This window comes from Paenibacillus sp. RUD330, from assembly GCF_002243345.2.
Taxonomy (GTDB): domain Bacteria; phylum Bacillota; class Bacilli; order Paenibacillales; family Paenibacillaceae; genus Paenibacillus_O.
Genome location: NZ_CP022655.2, coordinates 4,137,405 through 4,153,030 on the forward strand (window position 1 = coordinate 4,137,405; position 15,626 = coordinate 4,153,030).

The window sequence follows — 15,626 nt, forward strand, 5'->3', positions numbered from 1 at the left end:
AGACGATGCCGCAAGATGAAACGATATCCGTACGCGCGTTCACCATCCTGACCGTCTTCTTCATGATCGGAACTTCCATTCTGATCGCTCCCGCCGGCCTCGCGCTGGACGCGAAGCAGGACGCCTGGCTGGCATCCATGATCGGCGTCGGCATCAATCTGTCGACGGTCGCGCTCTATGCGGGGCTGGGGAGGCTGCGCAAGGGCGAGTCGCTGGTCCAGATGTGCCGGAGCGCGCTCGGCAAATGGGCGGGCGCGCTGCTCGGCTTGGCGTTCGCGGCTTTCTTCTACCTGCTAGCCTCCCTCATGGTGGGGGACCTGGGATACTTCATGACGACGCAGAACTTGCCGGAAACGCCGATCGAGATCTTGCAGCTGCTGTTCGTCGGCATCGTCGTGTACGCCGTCCGCCTCGGAAAAAGCGCCTATTCCCGCGCGGCCGAAATATTTTTCCCGTGGCTGATGCTCTTGTTCGCCCTGCTGTTTATTTCCACGATCCCGAAAATGGATTTCCATAATTTCGAGCCTGTCCTGGAATACGGACTCATGCCCTCCATCAAAGGCGGAGTTTCCTTGTATGGACTGCAGGAGATGGTCGTGCTGACGATGCTCTACCCCTACATCCGGAAATCGGGCAGCAGGACAAGGGCGTACCTGGGCGGCACTCTCGTAGGAGGCGCCGTCCTGGTCCTTACGACTGTCAGCAGCATCGGCGTGCTCGGTTATGCGGTGACGTCCAACCAGCTCTTTCCCGCCTACACCTTGGCCAAGAACATCAGCATCGGCCATTTCCTGGAGCGGATCGAGGCGATCATGATCCTGATCTGGGTTTTGTCCATTCTGATCAAGATCGTCCTGACGTTCGATGCGGCCGTCATGGGCTTCGCCCAGGCATTCGGCATCAAGCAGCAGGCATCCTTCGTCATCCCGCTCGGGCTGGGACTGGTCGTGCTCGCCCAGATGTCCTATCCCAACACCGTGTTCATCCAGGATTTCCTCGCCAAAAACTGGAGCCCCTTCGCCTCGATCTTCCTGATTTATCTGCCTCTGCTGCTCTACGGCATCCTGTGGGCCCGCTCCAAAGCCGAAGCTGCGGGGAGCGGCTGAACGAAAAGGCTCCCGGCCGCCCTCGCAATGCGATCCCGCTGTGGCTGCCGCTCCCGTTTCGGCGAGGCAATACTTGTCCATGCGGCTTCAGTCCTCCAGCCGGCTGACATCGACATGCACGTCCAGCTCCTGGGCGCCGCTGCCGATATATACGCCCTTGAAGGGAACGATGTCCCGGTAATCGAGGCCATGTCCCAGCTTGACGTAACGCTCCCCGATCGGAGAGGCGTTGGTCGGGTCGAAGCCGCGCCATCCCGCCGACGGGATATAAGCTTCGACCCATGCATGCGAAGCCTGCTCGAAGTCGGCATTGCCGCCCCTGAGATCCCCGACGAAATGATAGCCGCTCACATAACGGGCCGGTATGCCTTTGAGCCTGCAGCAGGCCAGCATCAGATGGGCGAAATCCTGGCAGACGCCGCGCCGGAATTCCAGCAGGTCGGCAGCCTTCGTATAAACGTTGGTCGCTTCGGGATCATAGATGAATTCCGCCTGGATGTCGGCGGACAACCTCTCCAGCCAGCCCAGCACTCCGGCATCCTGCCGACCGCGCGCCTCGGTGAAGGCCGAGATGGCCGGGGACAGCTCGGTGTATCCCGTAGGCAGCAGATACTCCGCGAACCGGTCGAGCGCTTCGTCTCCTCCCAGCCATGCCCATTCCTTCTCCGGCGGCATGGCGGCCGCCGCTGCAGCCGCAGGCGGCTCCTTCGTCGTCACGACCGTGGCCGTCCTCACCGTCAGCATCGTATGGGGCTCATTGACGGTGAAGGCATGGGCTTTGTTGCCGAAATAGTCCTCATAGGCGAACATCGGGGCGTTGGGCTCGACCGAAATGCTGTGCTGATGGCAGGACTGGCGCTCGTCGGTAGCCGGCGTAAGCCTGATTTCATTGACACTGTCCGTAACCGGATCGGCATAGCGGTAGCGGGTGATGTGGGAAATATGGAGCTTCACGCGCTGGCCTCCCCGATCCGAAAAAACGCCGACTCCATGGCGGAGCCCAGCTGCCTGCACTGCTCGAGCAGATGGGCCGGAATCCGCCCTTCGCCGTCGAGCAGCAGATCCTCCCGCTCCAGGCAGGCCAGATCCGCCTTCGCCCGGCCTGAGCTGCGCGCGATCCGCCCATGCAAAATACGAAGCTGCTTGTCCTGGAGCTCCAGGCTGCACAGATGCTCATCCATCTTATGCAGGGCGTAATGGACCGAGCGTGGAAAAGCCGGGTTGAGCATGACGAACTCCACGATGCTCTCTACGCCGAACCCGTCCGCGTGATAGCGGCGGAAGGCGTCGTAGCCGCTGATGGACCGCAGCACCGCCTGCAGGTACGGATAGGCTTCCGGGCCGTTCCAGCCCCCTCCCGGCACCCAGCCGCGCACCGCCTGCAGGATGCGCAGCGTATTTTCCATCCGCTCCAGATGGCGGCCGCATTCCATGAAGCGCCATTCATTCTCGCGCGGCATGACGGAGTGGCTGTACCCCTGGAACAGGCTCGCCCAATCCTTCATCCGGCGGAAAAAAAGATGCGGCGCCTCCTCCCTCCAGCCCGCCTCCTGCCGCTCCCGCAGCCATAAGTACATGCCGTTGACGGTGTCCCACAGCTCGCCCGGCATCTTCTCCCGCAGCGTCCGCAGGTTGGCCCTGGCGCTGCTGACGCAGCTCAGGATGGAATTGGAGTTGTCCCGGTCCATCGTGACGTATTGGAGCACGTTTTCTTCCCGGTAAGCGGTATACCGCTCCTCATAAGCTTCCCGGCTGCCGATGGAGCTGACGACAAGCGCCCATTTGCCCGCCGATTCGACCTCCGCCCTCAGCTCATCCCCGCCCTTGTTCTCCGGGGTGCCCTGGAGATGGTACAGGACATCGACGAGCCGAGCGTGATTTTCCGTGCGCTCCATATAACGCCCGATCCAGAACAGCGCCTCCGCATTGCGGTTCAGCATGCCGCATCATCCTTTCCGACTCTATTGTTTCCGGGCTCCGCTCATGGCTGCCGGAGCACCCAGGTATCCTTGACCCCCCCGCCTTGGGAGGAGTTGACGACGAGCGAGCCTTCCTGCAGCGCCACCCGGGTCAAGCCTCCGGGCACGACATGGATCTCTCCCGAGCCGCCGCTGAGGACGAAGCCCCGCAGGTCGATGTGGCGTGGCGCCATCCCCTGCGTGCCCATGACGGGGGCGGTCGACAGCTTCATCGTTCGCTGGGCGATGTACCGCTCCGGATGGCGGCGGATGGACTCCCGGAACGCATCCAGCTCAGCCGGGGAAGCCTGCGGCCCGATCAGCATCCCGTAGCCGCCGGAGAGCGAGGTCTCCTTCACGACCAGCTCCTCCAGATGCTCCAGCGCGTAGTCCCTCTCTTCCTTTCGCGAAAGGATATAGGTCGGCACATTGTCCAGAATCGGCTCTTGCCCCATATAATAGCGGATCATCTCCGGAACATAGGCGTACACGGCCTTGTCGTCGGCCACGCCTGTTCCCGGAGCGTTGGCGATGGCGACATTGCCGGCCCGATAGGCGTTCATCAGTCCAGGCACTCCCAGCATGGAATCCGGCTGAAAGGCGAGCGGATCAAGGAACTCATCGTCGATGCGCCGGTAGATGACATCCACCTGGCGGAGGCCCCTCAGGTCCCTGAGATAGATTTTCTGGTCCTTGCACACGAGGTCGCGCCCTTCCACGAGATGGATCCCGAGCTGCTGGGCGAGGAAGGTATGCTCGTAATAGGCGGAATTGTAGGAGCCCGGGGTGAGGAGGACGATGAGCGGATCCTTGCGCCCCGAAGGCGCCAGCGATCTCAGGCCGCGCAGGAACATATTGAGGCTGCGGTCGGTGTCGGCCGCGGAGCTGGACAGGTACAGCTCGTGGAACAGCTCGTTCATCAGCGTCCTGCCCTTGAACATATAGGAAAATCCGGAAGGACTGCGCAGATTGTCCTCCAGCACGTAATAACCATGCTCGTCGCGGATGAGGTCGATGCCCGAGGCGGTCACGTAGACGCCGCCGGGAACATGCAGGCCGGCCATCTCGGGACGGAAGTAGCGGTTTCCGACGATCATGCGCCTCGGAATGAGTCCGTCCCGGATGATGCGCTGGCCATGGTAGATATCCTGGAGGAACAGATTGAGAGCCTTGACCCGCTGCTGCAGTCCCAGCTCCAGATGATGCCATTCGTCCGGCGGAATGATGCGCGGGATGCAGTCGAACGGAATCGTGCGTTCCTGCGGATCGGGAGCTCCCGGCGAATAGAGGGTGAACGTGATGCCTTCGTGGAGCATCCGGTCCCCGAGCGCTTGGCGTCGGCGCTCCTGCTCCGGCTGCTTCATGGCGGAGAAATGGCGGTGCACCTGCTCGTAGTGGGGCCGGACAACGCCCCGCTCATCATACATTTCATCATAGAAAGAACGGGATTCGTAAGCGGCCGCGCGATGCGGCTCTGCCTTGGACATGGGCGTAGACCTCCCTCCGGTACGGGCTTCAGCGGGGACGGGATGCCGGCCGTAACGGTCGAATGAAGATGGAGCTGGAGTTTTTTACCCCGATCATACAAGATCCTCCCAATGTATGTCAATATAACTGACATATATGAACCAAGGGCGTTTGCGCTCGAATCATGGAAGTTTATGCGGGAAGACCGTCTTCAAGACCAATGAGCCGGGCAGAGGGGCTCGCCGCGACTGCCGGAAGCTCCTTCAGTCCAGTGACATCATAAGGGCAAAGACCGTCGCCGGAAACGGTCCTGCTCTCGCAATGGAAGCCGCCTCCGCGCGAAAAAAGCCGCCTCCGGGTCCACTGGACCTGGAAACGGCTCTTGCTTGCATCGCTTGTAAGCCCGCAGGACGGCTTCAGCGGTTGAGCAGGCTGCCCACATAACGCAGCAGCTCGTTGGCGCTCGCCGGCGTGTAGCCATGCTCGTCGACGAGGCGCTTGGTCACCTCGTTCATCCGCTTGAGCTGGTTCTCATCCGGCGTCTTCGTGGACGTCGTGATCTTCACGATATCCTTGAGATCGGCGAACAGCTTTTTCTCCACCGCCTCGCGCAGCCGTTCGTGGCTCGTATAGTCGAATTTGCGCGCCTTGCGGGAATAGGAGGAGATGCGGATCAGGATTTCTTCGCGGAACGCCTTCTTCGCATTTTCGGATACGCCGATCTGCTCCTCGATGGAGCGCATCAGCCGCTCGTCGGGGTCCATCGCCTCTCCCGTGAGGGGATCCTTGATTTTGGACCAGTTGCAGTAGGCCTCGATGTTGTCGAGATAATTTTCAAACAGCGTGCGGGCCGACTCCTCGAAGGAATAGACGAATGCCTTCTGCACCTCGTTCTTGGCGAGGCCGTCGTATTCCTTGCGCGCCACGGAGATGAAGTTTAAGTAACGCTCGCGCTCATCCTTGGTGATGGAAGGATGCTGGTCGAGCCCGTCCTTGAGCGCCCGCAGCACGTCGAGCGCGTTGATATGGTCCATTTCGCCCTTGATGAGGGCGCTGGAGATGCGGTTGATGACATAGCGGGGATCGATGCCCGACATGCCCTCCTCCAGAAATTCATTCTGCATTTCCTTGAGATCGGCGTCCTTGTACCCTTCGACCTCCTCCCCGTCGTACATCCGCATTTTCTTCACGAGATCCATGCCCTGCTTCTTGGATTCCTTGAGCCGGGTCAGGATGGAGAAGATGGCCGCTGTACGGAGCGCATGAGGGGCGATATGGACATGGCGCAGATCGCTCTGGGCGATCAGCTTGGCGTAGATCTTCTCCTCATCCGACACCTTGAGGTTGTACGGAATCGGCATGACGATCATGCGCGACTGCAGCGCCTCGTTTTTTTTGTTGGAAATGAACGCCTTGTACTCGGATTCGTTCGTATGGGCGACGATCAATTCATCCGCGCTGATCAAGGCGAACCTGCCTGCCTTGAACTGGCCCTCCTGCGTCAGCGACAGCAGGTTCCAGAGGAACTTTTCATCGCATTTGAGCATTTCCTGGAACTCCATCAGGCCGCGGTTCGCCTTGTTCAGCTCGCCGTCGAAGCGGTAAGCCCGCGGATCCGATTCCGAGCCGTACTCGGTGATCGTGGAAAAGTCGATGCTGCCGGTCAGATCCGCGATATCCTGCGATTTGGGATCCGAAGGGCTGAACGTGCCGATGCCGACCCGGTTGTCCTCGGACAGGAACACCCTCTCGACGAGCACGTTTTCGATGTCGTCCTCGAACTCCGTCTTCAGCCGGAGCTGGCAGGACGGGCACAGATTGCCTTCGATCCGGACGCCGAGCTCCTTCTCGAGCTCGGGACGCAGCTCGTGGGGGATGAGATGCAGCGGATCCTCGTGCATCGGGCAGCCCTTGATCGCGTATACGGCTCCCTGCCCGGTGCGGGAAAACTTCTCCAGCCCTTTTTTCAGCATCGTGACGATGGTCGACTTGCCGCCGCTGACCGGCCCCATCAGCAGCAGGATCCGCTTGCGCACGTCGAGCCTTCTCGCGGCGGAGTGGAAATATTCCTCCATCAGCTTTTCAACGGCGCGGTCCAGTCCGAAGATTTCCTGCTGGAAGAACTTATAGGTTTTCTGGCCGTTTTTCTCCTCGATGCCATGCGACTTGATCATCTCATACACCCGCGAATGCGCCGTCATCGCCGGTGACGGATCGCTCCTGAGCAGGTCGATGTACTCTTTGAATGTGCCTGACCAGGCCAGGCGGTCGCCCTCCGACTTGTACTCCGCAATCCGTTTGAAAATATCCATGCTGCGCCTCCTCCCATCGCTTCCGCTGAACCTTCCCTTGCATCCCTCTTCGCCCAGGCTTCTCTCTGCTTCCGCTTCCGAATAGCAGCTATTCGAAGTATTTAAGCCTATGCGGACCCCCCTCATAACTTGACCGGAAATTTCGCCGCTTTAAAGGAATTGCCATTGCTGCGCGCATCTCCTATAATGAACGGACGATGGGAACAGGCGTGCGCCGGATGCCCCGCACGGCAGCGGGAGGCGCCCTTGTTCCGAGGCGGCTCGGAAAGGAGGCTTGTGCGATGGCGGTAAGGGAAGAGGCGGAGCTCTACGGCCCCGTCAAGGCTTATTATGAAAAACTCGGCTACGAGGTCAAAGGCGAGGTGCTTCACTGCGACCTCGTCGCGATCCGCCCGGACGGCGGCGAGACGCTGATCGTGGAGCTCAAGAAGACGTTCACGCTGGCGCTGCTGCTGCAGGGACTGCAGCGGATGCGGATCGCCGACGGCGTCGTGCTCGCGGTCGAGCGCAACCGCTCGAAGCGCGGCGCGGTGAACCAGCGCTTCGGAGAGCTGGCCGAGCTGTGCCGCATGCTCGGCATGGGGCTGCTCACCGTCACCTTCTACAAGACGAAGGCGCCGGTGCTGGAAATGCTCTGCGAGCTCGGCGACGCGCCCATGCGCGGACGCAGGCCGTCGCGCGAGAAGCGGCTGCTGCAGGAATTCCGGGAGCGCAGCGGCGACTACAACGTCGGCGGCAGCGGGCGCGCTTCCGGGCGCATCATGATGACCGCCTACCGGGAGAAGGCGCTGCGCCTGGCCTGGGGCCTCAAGGCCGGCGGCCCGCTGTCCCCGGCCCGGCTGCGAGACCTGACCGGCGTCGCCCGCGCCGGCGAGCTGCTGCGCAGCAACTACTACGGCTGGTTCGCCAAGATCGAGCGCGGCGTCTACCGGCTGCTGCCGGCAGGCGAAGCCGCGCTGGAGCAGCATGCCGTTGTCATCGCCGCCTGGCGGGAGCAGGCGGCGGCCTTGGTCCAGCCCGAGCCGGAAGCTCGGCGCCCGGCGGAGACAACCAAACGCAAAAAAACACGGCCCTAGGCGTAGAGCCCGTGTTTTTTCGGTTGGTGTCCGGCGGATGGAGTTCATGGCCCCCGCCCCAGGCCAGGACGCCGGTCCACTGGCCGGCGTCCTGAGCGTCCGCCCCAGGCCAGGACACCGGTCCATTGGCCGGCGTTCTGAGCGCCCGGGTCCCGTTCGGGCATCGACGGACGTTGGCCTCGCTGCTGGCGCTCTGGACCTCAAGAGATGTTGGCCTCGCTGCTGGCGCTCTGGACCTCAAGAGATGTTGGCCTCGCTGCTGGCGCTCTGGACCTCAATAGATGTTGGCCTCGCTGCTGGCGCTCTGGACCTCGGGAGATGGCCTATAATTTTCGGCTCGATGTTCCGGCATATCGCCTTCTATCGGACATACGTTCCGCTATTTCCCCAAAAAACACGCGATTTCTGTTCTATCGGACATACGTTCCGCTATTTCCAATTTTTTATCGATTTTATGATAGAGTCGACACGAATAACGGATCCTATGTCCGACAATCCTCAAATGAAGGCATAGTGTTCCAAATAACGGATCCTATGTCCGATAGCTGCTCGTATAACATGAAGATTGCCGGGGCAACTCCTCTCGACAGCTGTTCACCGTTCACCAACACTCCTATATGGGATGGGGAGACAGGTAGGCGAGATGCAAAAGTCATTATCGCGCTTGGCCGTAATGCCAACTATCCGAACCACTTCACTCCGCATCTTCCCTTGCACCGCACACGACAACATCTATCCGCACGCTTCTCTGCATTGATACCTAGCCACACATCCTCGCAACGAGACGTACCGCCAACCGTCCGTACACTTCCCTGCGCCGCGTTGTACCGCTACCTATCCGCATCTTCCCTCGCACCGCACACGACGCCATCTATCCGCACGCTTCCCTGCATTGATACCTATCCACACATCCTCGCAACGAGACGTACCGCCAACCGTCCGTACACTTCCCTGCGCCGCGTTGTACCGCTACCTATCCGCATCTTCCCTCGCACCGCACACGACGCCATCTATCCGCACAATTCCCTGCACCGGTACCAATCCATGCATCCCCAGCGCGAGACGCCACCACCACTATCCGCGGCATCCGCTCACGGATGCGCCCGTTGAAGCCCGGCCAGCCATGGCGCCAAAAAATTACGACCGGGCCTGGAACTCGCCGATCGTCTCGCCGAGCAGCCGGACTCCATGCTCCAGCCGGGCTTCGCCCGATCCTGCTTCGCAGCTGATCGTTACGACGGCGCGCGGCCGTCCGCGGCCCTGAATGCTGCCGCCGGAAAAGCTGATTCCCTTCAGGCGGGCCGCTTTCGCCAGCGCCGCAAGGCCGAGCCCTTCCGGCAGCAGCAGCGACAGCTCGCCGGCTCGAGCAGCCCTTCGCCAGCCGACCGACGGAGCCATCGTCGTACGGAGCGCCGCCTCCAGATGCTGCAGCGCCGCATCCCAGCCGGCAGCAGCCTCCTTGATCCGCTCGGACAGCGAGCCGATTTCAAGCAGCTCCTCCATAATTCGTCCGCCCAACAAGCCGGCCGTTCCCGAAGCCCGCTGCAATCCCGCCAGACGGCGGATCATCTGCGGCTCGGCTGCGATCCACGCCGTCTCCACACCCGGCATTCCGGTACTGAGCGAGCCGATCGCGGCGACCTCGGTCCGATCCGGTCCGGTCCCGAACGCCAGCTTCGGACCGCCGGCTCCGAGCAGCCGCCAACCATCCTCGCCATCCGTCCAAGCCCGCCCCTGCGCCCCCCAGCGGCAGTCGGGAAGCCGAACGACTGCGAGCCGGCAGCCGCTCGGCACGGCCAAGGGCTCCATAGCCCCCGCCTCCCGGGCCTCAGCTCCTCCGGCACTCTCCCACCCGGCTTGCTCCAAATAAAGCATCCGCGCCGCTTCCATCCGTACGGCACTGCTGTCCCCCAGCCTTCCGACATCGCCGAAGCTCTCCGCATCCAGACCATGCAGCCGCATCAGCTCCAGCGCCTTCGGCTCGCCAGGCAGCGCTCCCGCCGCATCGCCCGTCCAATGCTTGTCTCTGAGCAGCAGATCCAGCGCCGCAAGCGGCGTCGGCACAGCAAGGCACTCCCATGCATCCGGGATCGACTTGCCGGCCAGCCTCCGCAGCGCCTCCGGCAGCCGCTCGTTGCCGCGCTGATGCTCCAGCGCCCTATTCATGGCAGCCTCGATCTCCTCCCTGCCGAACAAACGAAACCGCTGGGCGCCTGGTTCACTCAAATTCAGCATGGTTTCCTGTCTAGTCATGGCCATCCCTCCTGGCGGACGGCAGAGATGCCGGCCTCTATATGAAACTAAATTCGCTTAAACGCCGAGCAAGATCATCCATGCGTCCTGCGCCTCTTGGTCCTATTCGAGCTTTCGCCGTCCCGATCCGCTGGCGGCTCCGACAGTCCGTCCATCGTCCGCTTCCGCTTCAAACACAAAAAGCGCCCCTGAAGCATATATGCTCCAGAGGCGCTGTTTAGAACGATCTTACTTCTTGCTCATGCTGTTCCACTTGTCTTGGATGTTTTGCATAAGCTGGTTTTGGTCGACTTTCTTGGCGACATAAGCCTGCATTTCCGAACCGACTTCCTGCGGAAGGCCTTCCGGCATCTGGCTGAAGAACCAGCCGGAGGACTTGCCTTCCTTGTTGTAGGCGACGATGTCGTTGGCGATGGCGCCGAGCACTTTGCTGTCGGTGACTTCGATGGATTTCAAGGCCGGAATGAATTTGAATTCGTTCACGATATATTTCTTGCCCGTCTCGGACGTCGCCAGCCAGGTCAGGAACTCTTTGGCCGCGTCTTTGTTTTTGGAGTTCTTGTTGATGGCCCAGTTGTTCGGCACGCCGACGAAGATGTTGCCGCTCTTCTCGCTGTCGTCGATCGGCATCGGCAGCAGGCCGATGTTCATGTCCGGCGTAATGCCGTCGATTTGCACCTGTGTCCAGTTGCCTTGCTGCATCATGGCCGTCTTGCCGCTTGCGAACAGCGTTACTTGCGTGTTGTAGTCCGTCGTCAGCGGGTTTTTGTTGCTGTACTTCAGCGTCAGGTCGAACAGCTTGAACCAGTTCTGGTACACAGGGTTGCCGACGAGTCCGCCCTTGCCTTCGTTTACGCTGTTGACGAATGCCGTAGGGTCATCCTGGTTGGCCAAGCCTACGTTGAACAAATGGTTGCCCAGCACCCACCATTCCTGGTAGCCGTCGGAGAACGGCGTGATGCCTGCCGCTTCCAGCTTTTTGCACGCTTCTTCAAGCTCGGTAAGCGTTTTTGGAGGCGTCGTGATGCCGGCTTTCGCGAACAGATCCTTGTTGTAGATGAAGCCGTAGCCCTCTACACCGACCGGCATCCCGTACAGCTTGCCGTCACGCGAAATCTGACCTTTGGCCGAATCGATGATGTCGCCCGCCCAAGGCTGGTCGGACAGATCCTCCAGCTTGTCGATCCAGGTGGTCAGCTCCGAGTTGCCTCCGTTGTTGAAGATGTCGGGCTCCTGGCCGGCAGCGAACTTCGCCTTCAGGCCCGCGCTGTAGTCTGCGCCCCCGCCCATTGTCTCGACATTGAGCGTGACGTTGGGATGCTCTTTCTCGTAATCGGCTTTGAGCCGGTTCATCGCGTCGGCGATTTCGACCTTGAACTGGAAAATGTTCAGCGTGACTTTTTTGCCGCTGTCGCCGCCGCTTGTACCCGTATTGGAAGCCGCATTCGTCGCAGGGCTCGTGTTCTGGTCTGCGGAGCCGCCGCTGTTACCGCCGGATGTGCTGCAGCCGGCCATCACGCTGAGCGCGAGACCTGCGGACATGACGGTAAGCAATCCCTTTTTCATAGGAAATTCCTCCTTGGTATGTTGACCCTCTTTTGTCAATTGAAGTGTTTGCTTGTGCTTACAAATGAAGTATACCCTCAGGTGTGCAAGCGCTACCACAGAGAATGTTGAACAAAAAGGTGTAGAATATTGACATCCAATGCCTGCGTCAATATTCTACACCTTTTGTCGAAATCGGCTGTCGAAATAAGCGGAATGGGATATCGTTTTCTTTTGTCGGTTGAAAGAAACGGCCGTCTCCCGCCACCGTCCCGAATCCACGGGACGCACACGTTTGCGCATGAAGCGTCAGCCCGTCTCCGCCCGCCGCTGCCAAGCCATACAAAAACCCCGGCAGCCAGTGGCTGCCGGGGAGATTCATGCTGCTGGATCAAGCTGCTTACTTCTTGATCATGTCGTTCCATTTCTTCTGGATATTTTTCAGCAGCTGCGCCTTGTCGGACTTGCCTGCCACGTAGGCCTGCATTTCCGCGCCGACCTCCTGAGGCACGCCTTCCGGCATCTGGTTGAAGTACCAGCCGCTCGTCTTGCCTTCCTTGCTGTATTTCATGATATCCGTCGCGATCGGTCCGAGGATCGATTCATCCGTCACTTCCACGCTCTTCAGAGCCGGGATGAACTTGAACTCGTTGACCGTGTATTTCTTGCCGGTCTCGGAGGTAGCGAGCCAGTTCAGGAATTCCTTGGCGGCTTCCTTGTTCTTGGAGTTCTTGTTCACGACCCAGTAGTTCGGAACGCCGACGAGGATGTTGCCGCTCTTCTCGCTGTCGTCGATCGGCATCGGCAGCAGGCCGACGTTCATGTTCGGCGTGATGCCGTCGATTTGCACCTGAGTCCAGTTGCCTTGCTGCATCATCGCCGCCTTGCCGCTGGCGAACAGCGTCACTTGCGTGTTGTAGTCCGTCGTCAGCGGGTTTTTGTTGCTGTTCTGGATCGTCAGGTCGAACAGGTTGAACCAGTTCTGGAACACCTTGTTGCCTTCAAGCCCGCCCTTGCCTTCGTTCATCGTTTTCATGAAGGCGGCTGGATCTTCCTGATCGGCCAGGCCTACGTTGAACGTATGGTTGCCGAGCACCCACCACTCCTGGTAGCCGTTCGAGAACGGCGTGATGCCGGCCGTTTTGAGCTTCTCTACCGCGGCCTTGAGCTGCGTCATCGTAGCCGGAGGCTCCGTGATGCCGGCTTTGGCGAACAGATCCTTATTGTAGATGAAGCCGTAGCCCTCGATGCCCATCGGGAGGCCGTAGTTTTTGCCGTCGCGGGTAATGGCTTCCTTCGCCGTCTCGACGACGTCGCTCTGCCAAGGCTGATCCGAAAGATCCTCCAGCTTGTCGACCCAGGTGTTCAGGTCGGAGTTGCCTCCGTTATTGAAGATGTCGGGCTCTTGGCCGGAAGCGAATTTCGCTTTCAGCCCCGCGCCGTAGTCGGCTCCGCCGCCCATCGTCTCGAGATTGAGCTTGACGTTCGGATGCTCTTTTTCGTAATCGGCTTTCAGGCGGTTCATCGCATCGGCGATTTCGACCTTGAATTGGAAAATATTCAGCGTTACCTGCTCTCCGCTTGCGCCGGAGCCGGTGTTGGCGTTTCCTTCCGCGTTGCCGCCGTTGTTCGTCGTGCTGCAGCCTGCCAGCATCGAAATAGCCAGGCCCGCCGAAACGGCCGTGAGCAATCCTTTTTTCAACATTGCTTTTTTACCCCCTTGAAATCGTGCTCCACGATAGTATGTCCAACTGGTTGCATTTAACGCTTATGTTCGGAGCTTTTTAAGTATAGACCAATCTGCGCAAACGTTCCCACAGAACATATTGCGAATATAGGGGGAATATATTGATGCCCCATCAGGAAATCAATATTTTCATCGGAAAGGGCCGGGAAAAGCACCATGCCGACGACCCCATCGGGAATCGTCGGCATGAATTCGAATGAGCAAGGTTTGCCTGTTGCGGACTCAAGGGCATCTCTTGCGACCCTCAAGGCGGAAAGACTGAGCTGAGCTTTACCGAGCCGGCAGGATCAGCCTTTTACCGAACCGGCCGTAATGCCGGAAATGATATGACGCTGAAGCGTCAGGAAGAAGATCAGGATCGGCAGGATGCCCATGACGAGACCGGCAAGAGCCAGATCCCACTGCTTCGTGTATTGGCCGAAGAAGCTGTACGTGGACAGAGGAATCGTCCGCTGGCCTTCGCCGAGAATCAGGTTCGGCAGCAGGAAGTCGTTCCAGATCCAGAGGCTGTTCAGGATGATGATCGTGGCCGTCATCGGCTTGAGGAGCGGGAACACGATTCTCCAGAAGACGCCGTAAGGCGAGCAGCCGTCCACGGTCGCGGATTCCTCGATCTCCTGCGGAATCGACTTCACGAAGCCGTGATAGAGGAAGATCGTGAGCGACGAACCGAAGCCCATATAACAGACCCACAGGCCCGGAAGGCTCTTCGTCAGATGGAACCAGCTCGCGGTCTTGACGAGCGGAATCATGATCGATTGGAACGGAATGACCATCGCTGCGACGAAAAGCATGAACAGCAGGTTGTTGTACCTGGTCGGACGGCGAACCATCCGGTATGCGGCCATCGAGCAGATGACCGTAAGCCCGATGATGCTCGCCAGCGTAATGACGAGCGAGTTCGCGAACGAAGCCGGGAACTTCATGATATCCCATGCCCTCGTGAAGTTGTCGAACGTCGCGGGACTCGGCAAGGATGCGGAGTCGAGCAGGATATCCCCGTACTTCTTCAGCGAGTTGCTGACCAGGAAGTAGAACGGCACCAGGAAGACGAGCGCGACCAGCAGCGCGATGATTTCCAGCACGAATGTGCTGATGCGGTATCGGGACGTTTCCATTAAGCCTGCACCTCCCGGCGTTTAGTCAGGTACACCTGGAGCGAGGTCAGCAGCGCGACGACGATGAAGAATACGAGCGCCTTCGCCGTGCCGTAACCGAAGTTGTTGTTCTGGAACGCCTCGTTGTAGATGTTGAGCGCGACGGATTGCGTCGAGTTGTACGGTCCGCCCTTGGTCAGGGACAGGATGATGTCGAAGGACTTGAACGACCACGACAGCGCGAGGAACAGCGCGATCGTGACGGCAGGCATGATCAGCGGCACCGTGATATGGCGCAGGCGCTGCCAGGCAGTCGCTCCGTCGATGGAAGCCGCCTCGATCAAATCGCGGGGAACGTTGATGAGGGCGGAGATGTAGATGACCATCAGGTAACCCGCCGTGCTCCAGATCGTCACGATGACGATGCCCCAGAATGCGGTCGGCTCGTCGCCGAGCCAAGGCAGGTTGAAGAACGCCCAGCCCGTTTTGTCGCCTACGGCCGTAAAGCCTTTGACGAAGATGAACTGCCAGATGAAGCCGAGCAGCAGGCCGCCGATGACGTTCGGCATGAAGAAGATCGTCCGCAGCACGTTGCGGGATTTGACCGGCTGCGTCAGCAGCAGCGCCAAGAGGAAGCCTACAAGGTTCGACAGGATGACGGCTGCGATCGTGAATTTCACGGTGAACTTGAAGGAGTTGATGAATGTCTGGTCATGGAACAGCCGGGAGAAGTTGTCGAATCCGACAAAATTATACCCTCCAACCCCATTCCAGTCCGTAATGGAGTAAAACATGCCCATGAAGAAGGGAAGTGCGACGATTATCGCGAACGCAAGTGTCGCAGGGCCCGTGAATACGATCTGCTGGAGCCACTGGCTCGACCATCCTTTGCTTTTCATCCCGTTTCTCCCCTTTCTCTAGAAGGAATCGTAGTAAGTCTTTCCATTGCCAAGCGCCATTATCCGGACAGCTTGTTGATTTTCATCAAGTATACGCTTTCGCTTTCCCGGCTCCCACTGAGGATGATGACTCAATAGGGGGAAAATATTGATGCCGCCAATCGGG

11 protein-coding genes are annotated in these 15,626 nt (G+C 59.6%); 2 read left to right on the forward strand and 9 right to left on the reverse strand.

Annotation, left to right across the window (positions count from 1 at the left end; all coding sequences use genetic code 11):
* Window positions 1–5 precede the first annotated feature (5 nt).
* Window positions 6–1,106, forward strand: a complete 1,101-nt coding sequence (locus CIC07_RS18995) for a GerAB/ArcD/ProY family transporter (protein WP_076353884.1) — start codon at window positions 6–8, stop codon at window positions 1,104–1,106.
* A gap of 87 nt (window positions 1,107–1,193) precedes the next feature.
* Here CIC07_RS18995 and CIC07_RS19000 read toward each other — a convergent pair whose 3' ends face one another.
* From CIC07_RS19000 to CIC07_RS19015, 4 genes are all read right to left on the reverse strand, one after another.
* The gene (locus CIC07_RS19000) at window positions 1,194–2,060 is read right to left on the reverse strand and encodes a transglutaminase family protein (RefSeq protein ID WP_076353882.1); all 867 of its coding nucleotides are present in this window, start codon (window positions 2,058–2,060) and stop codon (window positions 1,194–1,196) included.
* Complete coding sequence (locus CIC07_RS19005; RefSeq protein WP_076353880.1) at window positions 2,057–3,046, reverse strand: alpha-E domain-containing protein; 990 nt, start codon at window positions 3,044–3,046, stop codon at window positions 2,057–2,059. The genes CIC07_RS19000 and CIC07_RS19005 overlap by 4 nt, the downstream gene beginning before the upstream one ends.
* Window positions 3,047–3,087: 41 nt before the next feature.
* Entirely contained in the window at window positions 3,088–4,551 is a 1,464-nt protein-coding gene (locus CIC07_RS19010; protein ID WP_076353878.1) for a circularly permuted type 2 ATP-grasp protein, read from the reverse strand.
* A gap of 396 nt (window positions 4,552–4,947) precedes the next feature.
* The gene (locus CIC07_RS19015) at window positions 4,948–6,843 is read right to left on the reverse strand and encodes a PrkA family serine protein kinase (protein WP_076353877.1); all 1,896 of its coding nucleotides are present in this window, start codon (window positions 6,841–6,843) and stop codon (window positions 4,948–4,950) included.
* Window positions 6,844–7,124: 281 nt separating this feature from the next.
* On the opposite strand from CIC07_RS19015, the gene CIC07_RS19020 reads away from it, so the two are divergent.
* On the forward strand, window positions 7,125–7,919 hold the full coding sequence (locus CIC07_RS19020; RefSeq protein WP_076353876.1) for a DUF2161 family putative PD-(D/E)XK-type phosphodiesterase: 795 nt from the start codon (window positions 7,125–7,127) through the stop codon (window positions 7,917–7,919).
* Window positions 7,920–9,056: 1,137 nt separating this feature from the next.
* Here CIC07_RS19020 and CIC07_RS19025 read toward each other — a convergent pair.
* The 5 genes from CIC07_RS19025 to CIC07_RS19045 form a co-directional block, all read right to left on the reverse strand.
* Window positions 9,057–10,172, reverse strand: coding sequence for an aminotransferase-like domain-containing protein (locus CIC07_RS19025; protein ID WP_139334398.1), 1,116 nt, complete (start codon window positions 10,170–10,172; stop codon window positions 9,057–9,059).
* Window positions 10,173–10,400: 228 nt separating this feature from the next.
* A complete protein-coding gene (locus CIC07_RS19030) occupies window positions 10,401–11,738 on the reverse strand; it encodes an ABC transporter substrate-binding protein (protein ID WP_076353873.1) in 1,338 nt (445 codons plus the stop codon).
* A 379-nt stretch (window positions 11,739–12,117) separates the two neighbouring features.
* Entirely contained in the window at window positions 12,118–13,422 is a 1,305-nt protein-coding gene (locus CIC07_RS19035; RefSeq protein ID WP_076353871.1) for an ABC transporter substrate-binding protein, read from the reverse strand.
* 329 nt (window positions 13,423–13,751) lie between these two features.
* On the reverse strand, window positions 13,752–14,582 hold the full coding sequence (locus tag CIC07_RS19040) for a carbohydrate ABC transporter permease (protein ID WP_076353869.1): 831 nt from the start codon (window positions 14,580–14,582) through the stop codon (window positions 13,752–13,754).
* On the reverse strand, window positions 14,582–15,460 hold the full coding sequence (locus tag CIC07_RS19045) for a carbohydrate ABC transporter permease (protein ID WP_076353867.1): 879 nt from the start codon (window positions 15,458–15,460) through the stop codon (window positions 14,582–14,584). Before CIC07_RS19045 ends, CIC07_RS19040 begins: the two co-directional genes overlap by 1 nt.
* Window positions 15,461–15,626: the final 166 nt, after the last annotated feature.